This is a genomic window from Sphingomonas endophytica (assembly GCF_001476895.1).
GTDB lineage: Bacteria > Pseudomonadota > Alphaproteobacteria > Sphingomonadales > Sphingomonadaceae > Sphingomonas > Sphingomonas endophytica_A.
Genome location: NZ_LDTB01000043.1, coordinates 1 through 20,477, shown reverse-complemented (window position 1 = coordinate 20,477; position 20,477 = coordinate 1). Strand labels below are relative to the sequence as shown.

At 66.9% G+C, this 20,477-nt stretch carries 15 protein-coding genes and 1 pseudogene; 14 read left to right on the top strand and 2 right to left on the bottom strand.

Annotated features, from left to right (window positions below; all coding sequences use genetic code 11):
• Nucleotides 1-42: 42 nt before the first annotated feature.
• Nucleotides 43-2,037, bottom strand: a complete 1,995-nt coding sequence (locus NS334_RS10855) for a polysaccharide biosynthesis protein (RefSeq protein ID WP_241491911.1) — start codon at nucleotides 2,035-2,037, stop codon at nucleotides 43-45.
• Between the two features lie 254 nt (nucleotides 2,038-2,291).
• Between NS334_RS10855 and NS334_RS10850 the strand changes: the two genes are divergently transcribed.
• The 9 genes from NS334_RS10850 (at nucleotide 2,292) to NS334_RS10810 (ending at nucleotide 14,867) form a co-directional block, all read left to right on the top strand.
• On the top strand, nucleotides 2,292-3,338 hold the full coding sequence (locus tag NS334_RS10850; RefSeq protein WP_275044685.1) for a polysaccharide biosynthesis protein: 1,047 nt from the start codon (nucleotides 2,292-2,294) through the stop codon (nucleotides 3,336-3,338).
• Complete coding sequence (gene wbjC / locus NS334_RS10845; protein ID WP_058755979.1) at nucleotides 3,335-4,444, top strand: UDP-2-acetamido-2,6-beta-L-arabino-hexul-4-ose reductase; 1,110 nt, start codon at nucleotides 3,335-3,337, stop codon at nucleotides 4,442-4,444. The genes NS334_RS10850 and wbjC overlap by 4 nt, the downstream gene beginning before the upstream one ends.
• A gap of 1 nt (nucleotide 4,445) precedes the next feature.
• Nucleotides 4,446-5,582 (top strand): non-hydrolyzing UDP-N-acetylglucosamine 2-epimerase, encoded by a 1,137-nt coding sequence (gene wecB, locus NS334_RS10840; protein ID WP_058755978.1) that lies wholly within the window; start codon nucleotides 4,446-4,448, stop codon nucleotides 5,580-5,582.
• Between the two features lie 27 nt (nucleotides 5,583-5,609).
• Entirely contained in the window at nucleotides 5,610-6,752 is a 1,143-nt protein-coding gene (locus NS334_RS10835) for a glycosyltransferase family 4 protein (RefSeq protein WP_058755977.1), read from the top strand.
• Entirely contained in the window at nucleotides 6,743-8,077 is a 1,335-nt protein-coding gene (locus NS334_RS10830) for a lipopolysaccharide biosynthesis protein (protein ID WP_193753064.1), read from the top strand. The genes NS334_RS10835 and NS334_RS10830 overlap by 10 nt, the downstream gene beginning before the upstream one ends.
• 80 nt (nucleotides 8,078-8,157) lie before the next feature.
• Complete coding sequence (locus NS334_RS10825; RefSeq protein WP_193753063.1) at nucleotides 8,158-9,216, top strand: hypothetical protein; 1,059 nt, start codon at nucleotides 8,158-8,160, stop codon at nucleotides 9,214-9,216.
• Nucleotides 9,213-10,472, top strand: a complete 1,260-nt coding sequence (locus NS334_RS10820) for a glycosyltransferase (RefSeq protein WP_058755974.1) — start codon at nucleotides 9,213-9,215, stop codon at nucleotides 10,470-10,472. The genes NS334_RS10825 and NS334_RS10820 overlap by 4 nt, the downstream gene beginning before the upstream one ends.
• Before the next feature lie 4 nt (nucleotides 10,473-10,476).
• On the top strand, nucleotides 10,477-11,685 hold the full coding sequence (locus NS334_RS10815; protein WP_058755973.1) for a glycosyltransferase family 4 protein: 1,209 nt from the start codon (nucleotides 10,477-10,479) through the stop codon (nucleotides 11,683-11,685).
• Nucleotides 11,686-11,756: 71 nt separating this feature from the next.
• The gene (locus NS334_RS10810; RefSeq protein ID WP_153002708.1) at nucleotides 11,757-14,867 is read left to right on the top strand and encodes a calcium-binding protein; all 3,111 of its coding nucleotides are present in this window, start codon (nucleotides 11,757-11,759) and stop codon (nucleotides 14,865-14,867) included.
• Nucleotides 14,868-14,965: 98 nt separating this feature from the next.
• On the opposite strand, the gene NS334_RS10805 is transcribed toward NS334_RS10810, so the two are convergent.
• Complete coding sequence (locus NS334_RS10805; RefSeq protein ID WP_058755971.1) at nucleotides 14,966-16,528, bottom strand: glycosyl hydrolase family 28-related protein; 1,563 nt, start codon at nucleotides 16,526-16,528, stop codon at nucleotides 14,966-14,968.
• A gap of 208 nt (nucleotides 16,529-16,736) precedes the next feature.
• On the opposite strand from NS334_RS10805, the gene NS334_RS10800 reads away from it, so the two are divergent.
• From NS334_RS10800 to NS334_RS10780, 5 genes and pseudogenes are all read left to right on the top strand, one after another.
• Nucleotides 16,737-17,870: a DegT/DnrJ/EryC1/StrS family aminotransferase gene (locus NS334_RS10800; protein ID WP_153002707.1), complete on the top strand. Its 1,134-nt coding sequence runs from the start codon at nucleotides 16,737-16,739 to the stop codon at nucleotides 17,868-17,870.
• Nucleotides 17,870-18,490, top strand: coding sequence for a sugar transferase (locus NS334_RS10795; protein ID WP_058755969.1), 621 nt, complete (start codon nucleotides 17,870-17,872; stop codon nucleotides 18,488-18,490). The genes NS334_RS10800 and NS334_RS10795 overlap by 1 nt, the downstream gene beginning before the upstream one ends.
• Before the next feature lie 71 nt (nucleotides 18,491-18,561).
• Nucleotides 18,562-19,602, top strand: a complete 1,041-nt coding sequence (locus NS334_RS10790; protein WP_058755968.1) for a ketoacyl-ACP synthase III — start codon at nucleotides 18,562-18,564, stop codon at nucleotides 19,600-19,602.
• 23 nt (nucleotides 19,603-19,625) lie between these two features.
• Nucleotides 19,626-19,841: an acyl carrier protein gene (locus NS334_RS10785; protein WP_058755967.1), complete on the top strand. Its 216-nt coding sequence runs from the start codon at nucleotides 19,626-19,628 to the stop codon at nucleotides 19,839-19,841.
• Nucleotides 19,838-20,477: pseudogene (locus NS334_RS10780) on the top strand (hypothetical protein); the annotation flags it as partial. The gene NS334_RS10785 and the pseudogene NS334_RS10780, both read left to right, overlap by 4 nt.

Here is a 20,477-nt window from a genome sequence, read left to right as displayed (position 1 = left end):
ATCTCGAAAAGGGCTCGGGCATGGGCATCCGCTGTCCTGCCCTCAGTTCGCCAGCCGGGCTGCGACCGGCAGCGTGGCGATGTCAAGCGGAGCGGGACCGATCGGTACGGCGGTTGGAGCCGACCGGACGGGCGATGGCGGCGGTACGGCGTCCGGATGCACCGGGAACGGATCGTCGACCGCATTCGGGGCGCGGCCATCGCGACGCAGCGCGATCCAGTCGACGATGTCGCTGGCCGGGGCGAATTCCGCTACGAGGGCGCACAGCAGGTCGCGCGCCGCGGCGACCTCACCCGCTTCGACATGGGCTTCCATCACGTCCAGCTGCTGACGCAGCATTGGCCAGGGCAGGTGATGTTCGGTCGCCATCATGATGCGGGGATGCGATGTCGTCCGCGGATCGGCGCCGATCAGCAGTTCCTCGTACAGCTTCTCGCCCGGGCGCATCCCAACGGTCGCGATCTCGATGTCGCCATCGGGGTTGTCGGCGGTCCGCACGGTCAGTCCGCACAGTTCGATCATGTTGCGGGCCAGGTCGACGATCCGGACGGGTTCGCCCATGTCCAGCACGAAGACCTCGCCACCCCGCGCCATCGCGCTGGCCTGTACGACGAGCTGCGCCGCCTCGGGAATGGTCATGAAGTAGCGGGTGATGTCGGGATGGGTGATGGTGACGGGACCGCCCTGCCGGATCTGTTCGCGGAACAGCGGCACGACCGATCCGCTCGATCCCAGCACATTGCCGAACCGGACCATCGAGAAGCAGGTCGCTCCGCCCTCCGCCGCCAGGCCCTGAAGAACCAGTTCGGCGAGCCGCTTGGTGGCGCCCATGATGTTGGTAGGGCGGACCGCCTTGTCGGTGCTGACCAGCACGAAGTCCCGCACGCCGTTGTGCAGGGCCGCCTGCGCGACACGCCGGGTACCGATGATGTTGTTGCGGATCCCTTCCAGCGGATTGTGCTCGACGAGGGGGACGTGCTTGTAGGCGGCGGCGTGGAAGACCATGTCGGGCGACCAGGCGCGCATGATCTCGTTGATGCGGAAGGCGTCGATCACCGAGCCGAGCAGCGGCACCACCGTGACGTCGGACACCTCGGTCAGGTTGCGGTGGATGGCATAGAGGGCAAACTCGTTGGCCTCCAGGAGCAGGATGCATGCCGGTTCCGCGGCGATGATCTGCCGGCACAGCTCGCTGCCGATCGATCCTCCCGCGCCGGTCACCAGGACGGTGCGCCCGGCGATCTTGCCCCTTACCGAGGCGGCATGCGGGGCCACCGGATCACGGCTGAGCAGGTCCTCGATGGTCAGCTCGCGCAGGTCGCTGGCCTGGACGCGGCCATGGGCAAGGTCCATCAGTCCGGGCAGGGTCCGAACCCCTACCGGCAAACCGCGCAGCCCCTGAATGATCTCGTTGCGGCGCTGCCGCGATGCCGATGGCAGCGCGAGCAGGACGTCGCTGACCCGCTCGGTCCCGATCAGTTCGCCCAGGCGATGGGGCGGATAGACGGGCAGGCCGTTGACCCGGGTACCGTACAGCGACTGGTCGTCATCGAGGAAGCCGATGACGCTGGACTCGCGGCTCGTCCCCATCGCGGCGGCCAGCTGGCGCCCCGACGAACCGGCACCGTAAATCAGCATCCGCCCGCGCGGCTTGGCATCGATCCGGCGCTGCATCTGCCCGCCCAGGACATAGCCGACCGCCAGCCGTGTCGCGGAAATGGCGAGGAACAGGAGGATCGGCTGGATGATGCCAACGGTGCGGGGGATGTTGTCGAAGGCATAGGCGGCGATGATCGTCGCATAGCACAGGCCATAGGCGAAGCATGCCAGCGCCGAGGCCGGGATTATCTCGGTACCGGCGCGCCTGAACGCCATCCGGTACAGCCCGGTCACGTAGAATGCGGGCAGGGCCAGCGCGACCGAAAGCGCAGCGGCCAGGGTCGGTCGACCGGCAAGCGACACGAAATGGCCGAGCCGCAGGTAATAGGCGAGCCATACGGTCAGCGCGCAGAGCGCGGCGTCCATGGTGGCCGCCATCAGGCGCTTGGAGCCCCTGGGCAGAGCCAGCAGCGGACGCGCAACGATACCAACGGGCATGAAAACTCCCACTCGACCCCGTGCCCCTGTCGCACGGACCGCCGGCCCACTGCTGCCCAACTGGCAGCCCTGTCGTCCGGGCCGCGACACGCCGGTGACCCGGTCGATCACTATTGATTGACCTTCCGCTAGCACGTACAGCGCGCCTCGTCCAATACGGGCGGACTTCCCGGCTGCGGGTCCGTGCCGGTTCCATGACGGGAATGTTCATGTTCGACGACAAGGTGCTTCTTATCACCGGTGGGACCGGGTCGTTCGGTTCGACCGTTCTGCGCCGTTTCATCAGCGAGCCGTTCCGGGAAATCCGGATCTTCTCGCGTGATGAGAAGAAGCAGGAAGATCAGCGGCTCCACTATCGCGACCCGCGGCTGCGCTACTATATCGGCGACGTGCGCGACCTCCGGTCGATCGCCAGCGCGGTACAGGGTGTCGACTATATCTTTCACGCCGCGGCGCTGAAGCAGGTGCCGTCGTGCGAATTCCATCCGATGGAAGCGGTCAAGACCAATGTCATCGGGACTGACAATTTGCTCGAGGCGGCGATCGCGGCCGGGGTGGAGCGGGTTGTGTGCCTGTCGACCGACAAGGCGGTATATCCGATCAACGCCATGGGCATTTCCAAGGCGTTGATGGAAAAGGTGATGGTCGCCAAGTCGCGGCTGGCGCTGGGCACGAAGACGGTCATCACCGGCACCCGCTACGGCAACGTCCTTGCCTCGCGCGGCAGTGTGATCCCGCTGTTCGTCGACCAGGTCCGCAAGGGCCTGCCGCTGACCATCACCGACCCCGGCATGACCCGGTTCGTCATGACGCTCGGCGAAGCGGTCGACCTGGTTCTCTATGCGTTCGCGCATGGCGGGAACGGCGACCTGTTCGTCCAGAAGGCGCCGGCCGCGACGATCGACATCCTTGCCCGGTCGGTCCTTGAGGTGCTGGGCGCCGAAGGGCATCCGATGAAGGTGATCGGCACCCGGCACGGCGAGAAGCTCTATGAGACGCTGCTCAGCCGCGAGGAGATGGCGATCGCCGAGGATCGCGGCGACTATTACCGGGTGCCGCCCGACAATCGCGATCTCAACTATGCCCGCTTCGTCGAAGAGGGCGAGAAGGAGATCACCGAGGCAGAGGATTTCAACTCGCACAACACCACTCGGCTGGACCAGGCGGGAATGACGGCAATCCTGCGTCGCCTCGACTATATGCAGGGGGTGCTGTCGGGCCGCGAAGGCGCCGGCGAGTGAGCGGACGCCGCATCGCCGTCACCGGGGCGGACGGATTTGTCGGGCGCAATCTGGCGCTGCGCCTCGCCGAGATCGGCGACCAGGTGCTGCCGCTGACCCGGACCAGCACGCGCGAGGACTGGTTCGCCGCGATCGCCGCGGCCGATGCGGTCGTCCATCTGGCCGGAGCCAACCGGCCGGCAGACCCGGCTGAATTCGATACCGTCAATGCCGGCACCGCAGCGCTGCTGGTCGAGGCGATCGGCGCGGCCGGCCGGTCGGTACCGGTCGTCTATGCCTCGTCGATCCGTGCCGCGGGCGACGACGCTTATGGTCGCAGCAAGCGCGCCGGCGAGGAGGCGTTGCTCGCCCATGCCGCGCGCACCGGCGGCCGTGTCTATGTCTTTCGCCTGCCCAATGTCTTCGGGAAATGGGCGCGGCCCAACTACAATTCGGCGGTCGCGACCTTCTGCCACAATGTCGCACGCGATCTGCCGATCACGGTCAACGATCCCGGGGCGGCGCTGAGCCTGGTCTATATCGACGATGTCGTCGACGCGTTCCTGGGCATCCTCGACCGGGGCGGGGAGTCGGGCATGGTCGATGTCGCGCCAACCTACGCGACGACCGTCGGCGCGGTTGCCAACACGATCCGCGGGTTTCGCACCGATCGGGCCGACAATCTGATCGACGCGGTCGGCACGGGGCTGACCCGCGCGCTCTATGCCACCTATGTCGCGGCCCTGCCGCCGGCGGAGTTCAGCTATCCGATCGTCAGCCACCGCGATACCCGCGGCGCCTTTTCGGAGATGCTGAAGACCCGCACCTCGGGCCAGTTTTCCTATTTCACCGCGCTGCCCGGGGTGACGCGGGGCGGCCACTATCATCACACCAAGACGGAAAAGTTTCTCATCGTCCACGGCCGGGCGCGGTTCGGCTTTCGCCATATGCTGACCGGCGAGACTTACGAGATCGTCACCGATGGCGACACCCCGACGGTCGTCGAGACGGTGCCCGGCTGGGCGCACGACGTCACCAACGTGGGCGCCGGGATCATGGTTTCGCTGCTCTGGGCGAACGAGGTCTTCGATCGCGCTCGCCCCGACACCATCACCGCAAAGGTCTGAGATGAACCGCATGAAGGTCATGACCGTGGTCGGCACGCGCCCGGAGATTATCCGGCTGTCGCGGGTCATGGCCCGGCTCGATGCGCATACCGACCATGTCCTCGTCCATACCGGACAGAATTACGACTATGAGCTGAACCAGGTCTTCTTCGATGATCTGGGCCTGCGCCGCCCCGATCATTTCCTGGAGGTCGCCGGCGGCACCGCGGCCGAGACGATCGGACGGGTCATCATCGAGGTCGATACGGTGCTGGAGCGCGAGCGCCCCGACGCGATGCTGATCCTGGGCGACACCAATAGCTGCCTGGCCGTGATCCCGGCCAAGCGGCGCCGGATCCCCGTCTTCCACATGGAAGCGGGCAACCGCTGCTTCGACATGCGGGTGCCCGAGGAGATCAACCGCCGCATCGTCGACCATACCGCCGATATCAACCTGCCCTATTCGGACATCGCCCGGGACTATCTGCTTGCGGAGGGGCTGCCCGCGGACCGGATCGTCAAGACGGGCAGTCCGATGTTCGAGGTGCTGAACCATTATCGGACGGGGATCGAGGCATCGGACATCCTCGCGCGGCAGGAACTGGTCCCAGGCGAGTATTTCCTGGTCAGCGCCCACCGCGAAGAGAATGTCGACGCCGAGCCGCAGCTGCGCCGCCTGCACGAGACGCTGAACGCCATTGCCGAGCGGTTCGACCGGCCGATCCTGGTGAGCACCCATCCGCGCACCCGCAAGCGGATCGACGCGCACGGCCTGATCTTCGACCCGCGGGTCCGCCTGCTCAAGCCGTTCGGCTTCCTCGACTACAACGCGCTCCAGATGAACGCCCGGGCGGTCCTGTCGGACAGCGGAACGATCAGCGAGGAAGCGTCGATCCTGCGCTTTCCCGCACTCAACATCCGCGAGGCGCACGAGCGCCCCGAAGCGATGGAGGAGGGCGCGGTGATGATGGTCGGGCTGGGCCGGGACCGCGTTCTGCAGGCGCTCGACATCCTGGCCACGGAGGGCCGTGGCGATGCGCGCGGCCTGCGCCCGGTCGCCGACTATTCGATGCCCAACGTCTCGGACAAGGTGCTGCGGATCATCGTCAGCTACACCGACTATGTGAAGCGGACGGTGTGGAAGGCGTATGCTGGCTGACGATTGGCGCTGCCTGCCTGCCCGGCGATGACTGACGGTGCCCCGGCATCGCCGCGGATCCTGGTGCTGCCCCATGTGCCGGTAATCGGCGGGGCCGGCCTCTACAATCGCGCCGCCATCGCCGCGCTTGCCCGGCGCGCGGCGGTGACGCTGGCCGGGGATGCGGCGGAAGCTTACGGCGATATCGCGGCGTCGACGGCCGTCGCCGACTTCGTCCTGCCACCGCGCCCGGTCCTGCCTGCCTATGCGGGGGCCAGCCGCCGCGCCTTCCTGTATCATGCCTTTTGCGCGCCGATCCGGGCGACGGCATCGTTCCGCTGGGCACGGCGTCATGCCGGGGTTCTCGCCGAATATGACGCGATCGTCGTGACATCCTCGATCGACCTGCCGTTTCTGGCCGCAATCGCGGCCGCCGGGATCCGCGCCCGCCGAGTCTGCATCGTTCAGGAGAACGCCTTCCTGTCCGGCGCACGGGGAACGACGCAACGGCGGCTGTTGCGATCGGTCGATACCGTCGTGTCGATCAGCCGGTCATGGTCGGCGCGCGCCGCGATGCAGGGAATCGCCAGCATCGTTGCGGCCAATCCGTTCGACGTCGCTGCGGCGTTGCCATCAGACGATACCCTGGCGGGGTACGACTTCGTCTTCCTGGGCGGCAGCGCGCGCATCAAGGGCATCGCGCTCTTCCTCGCACTGATCGAGCGGCTATCGACTGCGCGGCCAGTCCGGGCGATGCTTGTGGGAGCGGTGGACGCATCTTGGCAGGCCCGGATCGAGGCGACGCGCGCGATGCTGACGGCGCGCGGATCGTCGCTGTCCGTGGCGGGATTCGTCGCCGACGTGGCTCCCTTCCTGCGCGACGCCCGGCTGCTGTTGCTGCCGATCACCGATCCGCATTTTTGTCGGCCGGCGATCGAGGCGGGACTGTGCGGGCGTACGTTTGTCGTCTCTGACCTGCCAGGGCTGGAGGATTTCGCCGATCCTGGGACGAACTGCTTGATGGCGCCACCCGGGGACGTCGCGGCATGGCTGGCGGTCTGTACACGGCTGCTCGACGGCCGTGACGAACGCACGCGGCTGGCCGCCGCCAACCACACCCATGCCCTGACCGCCTTCTCGGCCGCCGGCTTCGATGCGGCTTGGCGGCAAGTCGTCGACCGATGCCGATGATGCCCCCCCGGCTGATACCGGTTCGCCTGATGCCGGCGCTGTACGAGCTGGTCGGGGTGTCGCGCCTGCTGGTGCTGCGCGGCGGGGGCATCGCGGCCACCTTCCTGATGAACCTCCTGATCGTCCGGCGTTTCGGCGCGGAGGCGAACGGTTTGTTCCAGGTCGCGCTCAGCTACGTCATGATCGGGGCCGCGGTCGGCCGGCTGGGACAGGAGCAGCTGGCGTTGCGCGACATCGCCGAGATGAAGGTGGAGGGCGATGCCGGACGTGCGCGCGCGACGATCGACCGCTCGCTGGCGGTGACGCTGCCGGCTGCGCTGGCCGTTGCCCTGTCGGTCGCGGTTGCGGCTGATATCTGGGGCGCCGATGGCGGCGGCATGATCCCGGCCTTTGCTCCGACGATCGTCCTTCTCGCCTGGCTGTGGATCGTGACCGAGGCGCTGCGCGGCTGGCAGCTCGTCCCGGCCGCGGTCTTCTGGCAAGGCAGTTTCATCCCCATCGCCTTCGTCGCGCTGTTCGTGCCGCTTGATGCGATGGGCATGCTTCGCGCCGGGGAACTGCCTTGGCTGTACGCGGGATGCAGCCTCATCGGGCTGGCCGGTGCCGGATGGGCGTGGCGGCGCGCGATCGGCGCCTCCCACCGGCCCGCCGCTGCCGTGCCGTGGCGCCATGGCGTGCGCGACACGGTACGGCGGGGCGCGATGTTCTGGATCCTGGCGATCCTGACCAATGTCGCCGGCTGGCTCGACCTCCTCGTCCTCTATGCGTTCGCGGATGCGGCGGTGGTCGGCATCTTCCAGCCGATCGTACGCACCGGCGGCCTCATCGCCGTCGCGATCAACATCGCCACCGCCGGCCTCATCGCACGGCTCGCGCTGCTCTACGCCGCGCGCGACGGCGCGGCCTTCGTCCGCATCGCCCGCCTCTACTGGATCGTGATCGCCGCGGGGTCGCTGGCCGCGGGGGTGGTTTTCATCGCGATGGCGCCGTGGATCGCGGCGTTGTGGGGGCCGGTGATCGCCCCCTATCACCGGGAACTGACGCTTTACGTTCTGGTCCAGCTCGTCCAGGCGATCTTCATCATCGCCCCGCTTGCCGCCCCGGTCATGGGGCTGGAACGGGCAATGGTCGTGGTCCAGATCGCCAACGTGCCGCTCAAGGCGGCGGCCGTGGCGTTCGGCTATGCCCAGGCGGGGCTGGTGGGGGTGATCGCGGGCCTTGGCTTATGCACGCTCGTCAGCGTATCGTGGACCGTCGTTCTGTTCTTCCGGCAGCTCGCAACCATGGGGATCAGGTGGCAATCGTTCCTTACCGGACGTCCGTGACGTCGTATCCGCCGACCTCGTCGTCCTTGTCGGCGGGCCCATCGCTCGCGACCCGGTGGAAGCTGGGCGCCTTCGTCTTCGTGTCGACGACACCCGCGCTGGGCGAGAGCGCGGGGCTGGTCGCGACCGGCCTCGGGCTTCTGATCCTGCTCGGGTCGCTGCGCCGTCCCAATCCCCATGCCCTGCAGCTGATGCTGCTGTTCGTCGTGCTGATCCTGCCGATCTCGATCTACGATCTAAGCTTCTCGACCCGCATCGGGTTCGTGACGATGTCGTTCATCGCCATTCCCGTCCTGCTGTTCTCGGGCTTCGTCCTGTCGCAATCTACCGGCGACACCCCCTATCTGCAGATCTATGAACGGGTCTTCCTGTATATCGCCGTCCCGTCGTTCATCGTCTTCGTGATCGTCGCGATCCGCCCCGATATCGCCTATCTGTTCCCCGAATACACCTATCGGGAAACGACCCATCGAACCGCGTTCATCCTCAACGTGGTGATGAATCCCGACCCCGTGATCCGTAACGCGGGTTTCGCGAGCGAGCCGGGGTTCTACCAGCTGCTCGTCAACGTCGCACTGTATGCCCGGCTGCGCCGGCTCGGCCGGCCCGACCGGATCTGCGGCTTCTATCTTCTCGTCGTGCTGTCGACAGTGTCGACTGCCGGCATCGCTGTCGCCCTGTTCCTGGTCTCGACAAAGTTCGATGTCCGCTATCGTCTGTTGCTGATCGCGTTGATCGTCATCTTCTTCGGGGCGACACAGGAATTCCTGCTCGGCCAGTATGAAAGCAAGATCGCCAACGACGCGGTGTTTGGACCGCGGTTCATGCCGTCGGTATCGGCTTTCTACTTCTTCCTCGACAACCCGCTGGGCATCGGCAGCGTTGAATACACCCTCATCTACCAGCAATATGATCTGGGATCGTGGGACAGCTATACCCAGATTGCGATGCGCTACGGGCTGCCGGGGCTCCTGGGGTTCGCCGTTCTGCTGGGCAGCCTCGGGCGACGCTATCCTGCGCTCCTGGGTGTCTTCATCCTGTCGTTCATCACCAGTCCGATCTGGTTCCTGCCCGCGATTTCGGCCTTCTACTTTCCCAGCGGCCGGAACGAGCGGGCGACGGTCGGAACCCCGTCATGACGGTCGGTCCGCGTGACGGGCGACCGCGGGCCGGGGCGTTGATCGGCTATGTCGTATCCGACGACATGCTGGACGAACTGATCCGGATAGATCCCACCCCGGCCATCCAGACCCATCGGTTCGGGCTGGTCCTGCTGGAACTGCTCGGCAGCAGCTTCGACCGGTTCGACGGGTATAGCTTTGCCCCCGTCCAGGATTATCCGATCGGACGCCGGATCGGGTTCGGCGGTGGAACCCATGACCGTGGTGGCCGAACCGTAACCGCGTTGCCGTTCGTCAACTTGATGGTCGCAAAGCACGTCAGTCGGTTCGCGGCGCTGGTGTCTCGTTATCCGGCGATGCGGCGCCTCGACGTGGCGGTGGTCCACGGCCTCCACCTGCCCAACCTCCTGGCAGCCCTTCTGCTGAAGGCGTCGGGGGTGCGGATCGGCGTTGTCCTCACCGATCAGCAGGGTGTGATCCTGCCGACCGACGGGCGGATCCGACGCCTGCTCAAAGCCATCGACCGGCGTCTGTCGATCGGCCTGGCCCGGCGATTCGACTTCGCGATCGCGCTGTCGGAAACGCTGGCGGCGACCTATGCGCCGGGGCGGCCCGCGCTCGTCGTGCCCGGAATTTATGACGACATGCTCGAGGAACGGGTCGATGCCGTTCCCCGCGATCGTTCCTCCGATGGCACCTGCCGCGTCCTGTATTTCGGCGGGCTGAGCCCGGAATATGGCATCGCCGCCCTGCTCGATGCGGTGCCGCTGCTCGATCCGGGGATCGAGGTGCGACTGTTCGGCCGCGGACCGCTGGAGCCGGCAATCGCCGCGATGGCGGATCGTCATCCGGCGCTGGTCTGGGGGGGGCTGGTCGACCAGGCGCGGCTGGTCGACGAGATGGCGAACGCCGATATCCTCATCAATCCCCGCCCGGCGGGCGGGGCGCTGGCCCGGATGTCGTCGCCCTCGAAGCTCATCGAATATGCGGCCTCGGGCCGGGCGGTAATGACGACGCGGCTGCCCAGCCTGTCGGACGAGCTGATCGACGCTACATTGTCGATCGACGACGAGACGCCCGCCGGGATCGCCGCCGCGATCAACGCAGCCGCGCGCCAGACGCCGGCAATGCTGGCGGCGAGGGGCGAAGAGTTCCGCGACCGGGTGCGGGGGCGATATGCGATCGACGCGCTACGTGTGGCGCTGTCTCCGCTGCTCCGGACCGGAACCGGGGAGTGCGGGCCCGCATTCCCCGGCGGGGTAGGGGGGCGTTGACGCCGTGCGTATCCTGATCCTGACCCAGTGGTTCCAGCCGGAACCGCATTTCAAGGGACTGCCGCTGGCCGTGGCGCTGCGCGAGCGCGGACACGAGGTGGAGGTACTGACCGGCTTTCCCAATTATCCCGGGGGGCGGGTCTATGACGGTTATCGGATCCGGGCGATCCGGCGCGAATGGATGGACGGGATCCGCGTCACACGGGGCGCGCTCTACCCCAGCCATGATCGTTCGGCGCTGCGCCGGATACTGAACTACGCCTCGTTCGCTGTCTCCTCGACCCTGCTGGCGCTGACGGTGCGGCGGCCCGATGTCGTCTATGTCTATACTCCGCCGATGACCGCGGCCGCCGCGGCGGTCCTGCTGCGGCTGGTGCGCCGGGTGCCGTTCGTCATCGACGTCCAGGATCTGTGGCCGGAAACACTGGCCGCGACCGGGATGGTGAACAACGGCAGGCTGTTGCGCCTGGTCGGCGGCTGGACCGACTTCGTCTTCCGGCGCGCCGCCCGGATCGTCGTGCTGTCGCCGGGGTTCGCGGCGCGAATCTCCAGCCGGATCCCGGGGGCGCAGGTCACGGTCGTGCCCAACTGGGCACCCGACGACATCGCCGCCCTGTCGCTGCCGGCGACCGCCGCGGGCGAGCGGTTCGAGATCCTGTTCGCCGGCAACATGGGCAAGGCCCAGGCGCTCGATACCGTCATCCGGGCCGCGCGCCGATTGCGGGACGAGGGGGTCGCGGCACGGTTCACGTTGATCGGGGGCGGGGTCGATGCCGATGCGCTGCGCGCGGAGGCCGAGGCGGAAGGGCTCGACACCATCCGCTTTCTGCCGCCGCGCCATCCGCGCGACATGGGCGCGGTCTTTGCCGAGGCGGATGCACTGCTGGTGCACCTGCGCGACGATCCGCTGTTCGCGATCACCATCCCCTCGAAGACTCAGGCCTATCTGGCGGTCGGCCGCCCGATTCTGATGGGGGTGCGCGGTGATGCCGCGGCGATGGTCGCGGCGGCCGGAGCGGGGATCGCCTTCGAACCGGAATCATCCGACGCGATGGTGGCGGCGGTCCGGTCGCTGATGGCGATGCCGCCGGCCGCGCGCGCGGCGATGGGTGAGGCCGGGCGGCGTTACTATGACGCGCATCTGTCGTTCGATCACGGTGTCGACGCGTTGACGGCAGTGCTCTCCGATGCGGCACGACTTAATCGCCGGTGAACTTGTCCGATGTTTCGCTCTCCCCTAAAAACTTCCGTTAATGCGCCGGTCACGGCCGAGGGGGAATCATCATGGCACAGGCCGACACGACCGCACCGCGACTGACGTCGCTCGTCTTTCCGTCATCCGTCGATGTGCGGAGTGGCGGTCGATCGCTCACCTTCACGGCGGGTGCGACCGATGTGGGTCTGGGTGTCGATAGCGTCTTCGTCAGCTTCGATAAAAGCTGGCAGGGCATGTACAACAATACTTCTTATATGTCGGCATACGAATTAAGAGATTCGTTTGCGGATGGCTATTCATCGAGCAGCATATTTTTTAATACCGCATCGGGATCGGGGACCTACACGATCTCATCGGTCAGTGTTATGGACAAGGCGGGCAATACTAGTTACTACTATTATAGCGATCTGATCCGGCTCGGTATCCAGACCAGCTTCACCATCGTCAGCAATGCAGTGGCGGACACGACTGCACCACAATTGACGTCACTTGTCTTTCCATCGTCGGTGGACGTTCGTAATGGTGGTCAGTCGATCACCTTCACGGCCGGTGCGACCGATGTGGGTCTGGGTGTCGATAGCATCTTCGTCAACTTTGATAAAAGCTGGCAGGGTACGTCCGGCAACACCAATTATATGAGGGCAAGCGATGCGATAGATTCGTTTGCGGATGGCTATTCGTCGAGCAGCACGTTCGTCGACTCGGCATCGGGATCGGGAACCTACACGATCTCGTCGGTCAGTGTCTCGGACAAGGCAGGTAATACCAGCTACTACTACGCCAGCGATCTGTCCCGGCTTGGTATCCAGACCAGCTTCACCATTACCGGCAATACAGTCGCCGACACGACAGCACCACGATTGACGTCGCTCGTCTTTCCATCGTCTGTCGATATAACAAATGGCGGTCAGTCGATCACCTTCACGGCGGGTGCGACCGATGTGGGTGCAGGTGTGAGCAGCATCTTCGTCAGCTTTGATAAAAGGTGGCAGGGTACGTCCGGCAACATCAATTATATGACGGCAAGCGACGCGGTAGATTCGTTTGCCGATGGCTATTCGTCGGGCAGCACGTTCGTCGATTCAGCATCGGGATCGGGAACCTACACGATCTCGTCGGTCAGCGTCTCGGACAAGGCGGGTAATACCAGCTACTACTACGCCAGCGATCTTACCCGGCTTGGTATCCAGACCAGCTTTCAGATTATCGACCGCAACCTGGCCGCTTCGGCGACGGTCACCGCGCCGAGCTATGTCATGGAGGGTAACGACGCGTCGCTCCCGATGACGTTGACGCTGCGCAACGTAACGACCGCGGCGACCACCGTGTCGCTTGCCTATGTCATGTCGGACTCGACCGCCACTGATGGCACCGACGTCATCATTCCGATTTCCTCGTCGCGCTATTCGATCTCGCAATCGCCCGCCGGTGACTATGTCATCACCCTGCCGATCGTCACGATCCGTGACGATTTCGAGCAGGAGGGCGAGGAGACGATCGCGATCCGGGTGACCGCCTCCGGACAGGTGTTCGACAGCGGCAGCGATTCCACCATCGTGCGCGTGCAGATCCGCGACAACGACTTCCACGCCATGGCAACGGGCGGGGTGCTGGTCGGCACCGGCATGAACGACGCGCTGTTCGGGCTCGGCGGCAATGACGAGATGTATGCCGGCGGTGGCAACGACCGCATTGATGGCGGCGCGGGGCGCGACGTCGTATATGCCGGCGCGGGCGCCGACCTGGTGATCGGGGGCGATGGCGACGATCAGCTTTACGGAGAGGACGGCAGCGACGAACTCTACGGCGGGGCCGGTAACGACCGGATCGACGGTGGGGTCGGGGTGGATATGCTGTTCGGCGGGACGGGCGCCGACCTGATGCTGGGCGGCAGCGGCAACGACCAGCTGCGCGGCGAGGCCGATGCCGATGCGCTGTACGGCCAGGACGGCAGCGACATGCTGGACGGCGCGGCGGGCGGCGACGTCCTTTATGGCGGTGCCGGGGGCGACACGCTGCTCGGCGGAACCGAGGACGACCAGCTCTATGGCGACGAGGATCACGACGGCCTCTACGGTCAGGACGGCAACGACCGGCTTGATGGCGGCACCGGCGAGGACATGCTGTACGGCGGCAACGGCAGCGATGTGCTGCTGGGCGGCGCGGGCAATGACCAGCTGAGCGGCGGCGAGGGCGAAGACCTGCTGATGGGGCAGGGCGACGATGATTACCTGATCGGCGAGAACGGCAACGACCAGCTGTACGGCGGCGACGGCGGCGACGTGCTGAGCGGCGGCTTCGGTGCGGACCAGTTGTCGGGCGATGCCGGCAACGACCTGTTGCTGGGCGGAGGCGACAACGATCTGATCGAGGGTGGCGAGGGCCAGGACAGTCTCTACGGACAATCGGGCAACGACTATCTCGATGGCGGGGCGGGCGTCGATTATCTGTATGGCGACTATGGCAGCGACACCATCCTGGGGGGCGGCGGCGCCGATCAGCTGTTTGGTGAGGCGGACGGCGACAGCCTGTACGGCCAGGACGGCGACGATCGTCTCGATGGCGGGGCCGGGGCGGATTTCCTCTTTGGCGGTGCGGGGGCCGACCTGCTGCTGGGCGGTGCCGAGGACGACCAGCTGTTCGGCGAGGACGACGGCGACGGGCTATACGGCCAGGACGGCAATGACCGGCTGGACGGCGGTGCCGGTGTCGACTTCCTCTATGGCGGCAGCGGCAACGACATGATCGTGGGCGGCGCGGGCGACGACCAGCTGAACGGGCAGGACGGGGCCGACTATCTCCTTGGCGGGACGGGCCGCGACATCCTGAACGGCGGGGCGGGGGCGGACGTCTTCTTCTTCGCCAGTGCCTCGGATTCGACGACGACCGAACGCGACCTCGTCCAGGATTTCCAGCGCGGTGACAAGATCGACCTTACCGCCATCGACGCCAACCAGGCGGCTGGCGGCGTTCAGGGCTTTACCTTTATCGGCTCGGCGGCGTTCAGCGGTGCCGGGCAGCTGCGACTCTATCAGCAGAGCGGCCTTTGGTATGCCGATGGCGACACCGATGGCGACGGACGGGCAGACTTCTCGCTGGAAATCGCCACGAACGGTTATGTCCTGGCGGCGACCGATTTCTACGGGCTCTCCTCGACGTTGCCGACGTCGTCCATCTGAGAATGGGCTGATGATCGCGTGGCGGCGGCGACCGGGCCCATCGTCACGGTCCCGCCGCGACACGCGGTTGCAAACCGGCCGACGGGCGGCGTCCGTCGTCAGACCTGCCCCTCGACGCAGGTCATGACCAGCGTCTCCAGGTCGACACGGGCGCCGGGTTGCAGCGCGATCGTCAGCATCCCCGTCTGCGATCCGCCGGGCGGGAGATAGAACCATTCGTCGATCGCGATTCCGCTGCCCGTCTCCTGCCATCGTCTGGCGGGGGGAGCCCCCGGTCGGGGCAGCACGGCGAAGGTCGCGCCGCCCGGCATCGAACAGCGTCCCTGCGCGACGAGGTGGAACAGCCCCTCCGCCGGCACTGGCAGCTGGAACAGCCCGGTACCGCCACGGACCAGATGCAGGGACTTGCGCAGACCTTCGACCGTCACGCTGGCCCGGTCGTCGGGATGGGGCGACAACAGGCGCGTGCCGCCCGGCGTCATCGTGACCGCGGTATAATCGAGCAGGGTCTGCTGTCCTTCGACGACCAGCCCCTTCGACGGATAGGCCCGCCCGCCGTCAAAGGCGTTGACCCGCCATCGCCCCGACAGGAAGAGGCGCTGGCGCTGCGGGTTCTCGATCAGGATCGCCGTGCCGGCCCCGGCCGGGTTGGCGACGGCATCGAACCCGAACGGGTTGACGATGGTGACGTTCGAATAGGAATCCGCCCCGCGCAGCTGGATCAGCCGCCAGTCGGGGGTATGCGCCTCCATCCCGAAGATGAAGGGACTGAGGATCGTCGCCTGCGTACCCTCGGCATAGAGCCAGGGCGAATTGCAGTTCTCGCATCCCGGCGCGATGATCGCGATCCCCTTGGACCCCGACAGATCGAAGATGAAGGCCGGGCGACGATAGTCGCCGCCACTGTCGCCGAAGGGATCGCCCGGCTTGCCACCGGCGTCCGACAGGTCGCACGCGCAGCCCGTCAGGCTGCCATAGGCGCATCCGGCGATACTCCAACCGCCGCCGCAGCCCCATGACGTCGTGTTGCGCAGGACGAACGAGGTGCAGCCGTCCGACAGCGCGAACCCATAGGAAGCACAGCGCAACGCGGTCGCCTGCGCGACCCCGAAGGTGAAGCATTCCCGGAACCGGAAACCGTGGCGGCAATAGTCGGCACGGACGGTGTCGATGTCGAAATAACTGCATCCCTGCAGCGCGATGCCGTCGCAGGCGGAGCCACCGGCGCCCCGACCGCCCGGCGGCCGGGTGCCGATCAGGGTCAGGTTCGCGATCCGGAAACGCGCCTTGTCGCGACCGGTGATGACGGCGTCGCCATCGCCCCCGGTCTGCTTCACGACGGTGTGCTGGACCGTTCCCGTCAAGGTGACGTCGTCGGCGATCTCGATCGGGGCGGATACGCGCCACGGGCCGGCATGGGGCAGGATGACGGTGCCGCCGCCCTGCGCCCGGGCGGCGGCGATGGCGCGGGTGATCGCAGCATGATCGTCGGCGATGCCGTCGCCTACCGCGCCGTGATCGGTCACGGCGATCAGCCCGGCGATACGCCCGGTGCCGACCGATGGCGGGGGCGCGCCGGGGCTGCTGGATGCGGTGAGCAGCGGCATGATCGCGGCTGCCCCCAGCAGGGCGCGCCGGCCGGTATCAGGGTTCTGCGTCATCCGACCCCCGGCCCGGCGTCGCTGGTCTGATCTGGGGCCATGGCGTTCGTCCTCGCTGCGTCCGCCTGATAGGCACAGGCGACGGGATATTTCCAGCCCGCCGTGTTGACAGACGGGATCATAAGAGTACGCGCAGGCCGGCCATTGCGGTCCGCCGAGTGACCGCTCAATGACAGGCCCGATGACAGGCCCAATGACAGGCGATGCCTTGACCGACCGTATCCTGCTTTCCGCACCGCACATGGGTGGCGGCGAACGCGACCTGGTGACCGAGGTATTCGATACCAACTGGATCGCCCCGACCGGGCCGATGGTGGATCGGTTTGAACGCGACCTGGAACGGCTGACCGGGATCGGCCATGTCGCCGCGCTGTCGAGCGGCACGGCGGCGCTCCACCTGGCGTTGCGGCTGGTCGGGGTCGTTCCGGGCGATGCCGTATGGGGCTCGACGATGACCTTCATCGGCGGGGTCGCTCCGATCCTCTATCTGGGTGGCGTGCCGGTCTTCGTCGACATCGAGGACGAGATGTTCCTCATCGACTGCGATCTCCTGGAACGGGCGCTGATCGAGGCGGAGTGGGAGGGCGCGCTTCCGAGGGTCGTCATCACCACCGACCTTTACGGCCATGTCGTCGACGCCGTCCGGATGCGCGGACTGGCCGACCGGTTCGGCTTTGCCTGGATCAGCGATGCCGCCGAAGCGGTGGGCGGGTATCGCGACGGCCGTCATGCCGGTCACGGCGCCGATTACGCGATCCTGTCGTTCAACGGCAACAAGATCATCACGACGTCGGGCGGCGGGGCGCTGGCCAGCCCGGACGGCGAGGCGATCGCCCGGGCGCGCTTCCTGTCGACCCAGGCACGCGACCCTGCGCCGCATTACGAGCATACGACGACCGGCTACAATTACCGGCTCAGCAACGTATGCGCGGCGATCGGCGTCGGGCAGCTGACCGTGCTGGCGGAGCGGGTCGACCGGCGTCGGGCGATCCATGCGCTGTATCGTGAGCTGATCGGCGACCTGCCGGGGGTGCGATTGAGCCCGGAGGCGACCGGGATGCGGGCCAATCGCTGGCTGACCACGATCCGCATCGATCCGGCGACCGCGGGCACCGACCGGGAGGTCGTGCGGCTGGCGCTGGATGCCGCCGGAATCGAGGCGAGGCCGTTGTGGAAGCCGATGCACGCCCAGCCGGTTTTCGCGACCGCGCGGGCGATCGGTGGCAGCGTCGCCGATCGCTGCTTCGCTCAGGGGCTGTGCCTGCCGTCCGGGTCGGCGATGACGGACGCGGACGTCGCGCGCGTTGCCGGCGTCGTCCGCGATCTCATCCGGACGGCGTGATGATCAAGCGCGCGCTTGACCTGCTGATCGCGGGCACCGCGTTGATCGTCCTGTCGCCGGTGATCGTCGTCGTGGCGCTGATGGTCGGGCGGACGATGGGACGTCCGGTGCTGTTCCGGCAGGTGCGTCCCGGCCGGGACGCCCGCCCCTTCAACCTGGTCAAGTTCCGTACCATGCGGGACGCGATCGGGCGCGATGGCCGTCCCCTGCCTGATGGCGAACGGCTGACCGGCTTCGGTCGCACGCTGCGGGCGACCAGCCTCGACGAATTGCCCCAGCTGTGGAACGTCTTGCGGGGCGACATGAGCTTGGTTGGGCCGCGCCCGCTGCTGATGGCCTATCTCGACCGCTACTCTCCCGAGCAGGCGCGACGCCACGACGTGCGGCCCGGGCTGACCGGCTGGGCGCAGGTCCGCGGCCGCAACGCGCTGACCTGGGACGAGAAGTTCGCGCTCGACCTCTGGTACGTCGACCATCGCTCGTTGCTGCTCGATCTGCGCATCCTGGTGATGACCGCCGACAAGGTGCTGCGGCGTCGGGGGATCAGCGCAGCGGGCGATGCCACCATGCCCGAATTCATGGGCACCGCACGCGACACCCCGCCCGGGTCGACGCAGTGATCCGTCTGGCGCTGCCGTCAACTGGACGCCTCGGGCGATGCCCGTTAGGGTCCGGCACCTGATACACCGACATGACTGCGCTCCATCCATCGCCCGGCGTTCCCGCCCGCATCGCCGCCATCGCGACGCACCTGCCGTCGCGGGTGCTGTCGAATGCCGATCTGGCGGCCGCGTTTCCCGACTGGCCGGCCGACAAGATCCTCGACAAGACGGGGATCCGCGAACGCCGCATCGCCGCGGACGACGAGACGGCGCTGGATCTGGCCGCCGGCGCCTGCGCCGCGCTGTTCGATCAGGCACCGCAATGGCGGAACCGGGTCGATTTCATCATCCTGTGCACGCAGGCCCCCGACCATGTCCTGCCGACATCGGCGTGTATCCTGCAACACCGGCTGGGATTGCCGACCGGTATCGGCGCGCTCGACGTCAATCTCGGCTGTTCGGGGTTCGTCTATGGCCTGTCGCTGGCGGCGGGGCTGATCGCGGCGGGGACTGCGGCGACGGTGCTGCTGGTCACCGCCGATACATATTCGAAGTACATCCATCGTGGCGACAAGAGCGTGCGGACCCTGTTCGGCGATGGTGCCGCGGCGACAATCGTCACCAGCGAGGATGTGGCCGGCGGATCGATCGGCCCGTTCGTGTTCGGAACGGATGGTGGGGGTGCCGACCGGCTGATCGTGCCCGCCGGCGGGTTTCGCTTGCCCCGCAGCGCGGCCACCGCGGTCGAGCGGGAGGACCGGTCCGGCAATGTCCGCAGTGACGACAGCCTGTTCATGGATGGCGGTGCGGTCCTCACCTTCACCCTGCGCGAGGTGCCGCGCACCTTCCGTGCGCTCCTGGAAAAGGCGGAGGTGACACCCGACGACCTGACGGCCGTGGTCCTTCACCAGGCCAACAAGTTCATGCTCGACGCCTTGCAGAAGAAGATCGGCCTCGACGATGCACGCATGCCCCGCCGGTACGAGATGATCGGCAACACCGTATCCTCGACGATCCCCTTCGTCCTCGAGCAGGAGCTGGCGGCGGGGCGCCTGCCGGTCGGGTCGCGGGTGATGGTGCTGGGTTTTGGCGTTGGCCTGTCATGGGCCGGCGCGCTAGTGGGGTTCTGACCCTCCAAACAGGAAGAGAGTGAATGTCGGAGTTCTACGAAGGAATGGCCGAGATCCTGGACGTCGACGTGTCCGAGGTCGGCCCGGATCTTGAACTGGGCGAGGCGTGGGATTCGCTGGCGATCGTGTCGACCATCGCCCTGATCGACGAAATTCACGACCGCTCGGTCAGCCCCGACGCCCTTGCGCAGTGCCGGACGGTGGGCCAGGTCGAGGCATTGGCTGCCGCAGCCGAATGACGAAGGTGCCGGGACGCTCCGTCACCGTCACGGGCAGCCGGATCGCCGGTGTCGTGTCGTGCGTGCCCGGGCGGGTGGTCGACAATGCCCCCTTTCATGCACGGTTCGGCGACAAGGCCGCTGATATCGAGAAGATGACGGGCGTGCGCGCGCGCCGCTGGTCGGACGAGGCGACCACCACCGCCGACCTGTGCCAGCGCGCCGCGGAGACGCTGCTCGACCGGCTGGGCTGGGAACGCGATAGCGTCGATGCGCTGTTCTTCGTCACCCAGACCCCCGATTACCGCCTGCCCGCAACCGCGTGTGCGTTGCAGGGGCGGCTGGGGCTGGGGCGGCAGGTGCTGGCGTTCGACGTCAATCTGGGCTGTTCGGGCTATCCCTATGGGTTGTGGCTGGCGATGACCACCGTCGCATCGGGCGCGGCGCGGCGGGCCTTGCTGCTGGTCGGGGACACGATCACCAAGACCGTCGACCCCGATGACCGGAGCACGGCGATGCTGTTCGGCGACGCCGGCACCGCAACCGCGATCGAGGTCGATGCGGACGGGACGGCGCGTTTCATCCTGGGCACCGACGGCACCGGCGAACACCAGCTCATCATCGCCGAGGGCGCCTATCGCCAGGCCCCGGCATCCC

What these genes read in the sequence shown, in the direction of transcription:
- NS334_RS10855 (WP_241491911.1), bottom strand. Translation starts at nt 2,037, where the DNA reads ATGGCGGCCACCATGGACGCCGCGCTCTGCGCGCTGACCGTATGGCTC.
- NS334_RS10850 (WP_275044685.1), top strand. Translation starts at nt 2,292, where the DNA reads ATGACGGGAATGTTCATGTTCGACGACAAGGTGCTTCTTATCACCGGT.
- wecB (WP_058755978.1), top strand. Translation starts at nt 4,446, where the DNA reads ATGAACCGCATGAAGGTCATGACCGTGGTCGGCACGCGCCCGGAGATT.
- NS334_RS10835 (WP_058755977.1), top strand. Translation starts at nt 5,610, where the DNA reads ATGACTGACGGTGCCCCGGCATCGCCGCGGATCCTGGTGCTGCCCCAT.
- NS334_RS10830 (WP_193753064.1), top strand. Translation starts at nt 6,743, where the DNA reads ATGCCGATGATGCCCCCCCGGCTGATACCGGTTCGCCTGATGCCGGCG.
- NS334_RS10820 (WP_058755974.1), top strand. Translation starts at nt 9,213, where the DNA reads ATGACGGTCGGTCCGCGTGACGGGCGACCGCGGGCCGGGGCGTTGATC.
- NS334_RS10810 (WP_153002708.1), top strand. Translation starts at nt 11,757, where the DNA reads ATGGCACAGGCCGACACGACCGCACCGCGACTGACGTCGCTCGTCTTT.
- NS334_RS10805 (WP_058755971.1), bottom strand. Translation starts at nt 16,528, where the DNA reads ATGACGCAGAACCCTGATACCGGCCGGCGCGCCCTGCTGGGGGCAGCC.
- NS334_RS10795 (WP_058755969.1), top strand. Translation starts at nt 17,870, where the DNA reads ATGATCAAGCGCGCGCTTGACCTGCTGATCGCGGGCACCGCGTTGATC.
- NS334_RS10790 (WP_058755968.1), top strand. Translation starts at nt 18,562, where the DNA reads ATGACTGCGCTCCATCCATCGCCCGGCGTTCCCGCCCGCATCGCCGCC.
- NS334_RS10785 (WP_058755967.1), top strand. Translation starts at nt 19,626, where the DNA reads ATGTCGGAGTTCTACGAAGGAATGGCCGAGATCCTGGACGTCGACGTG.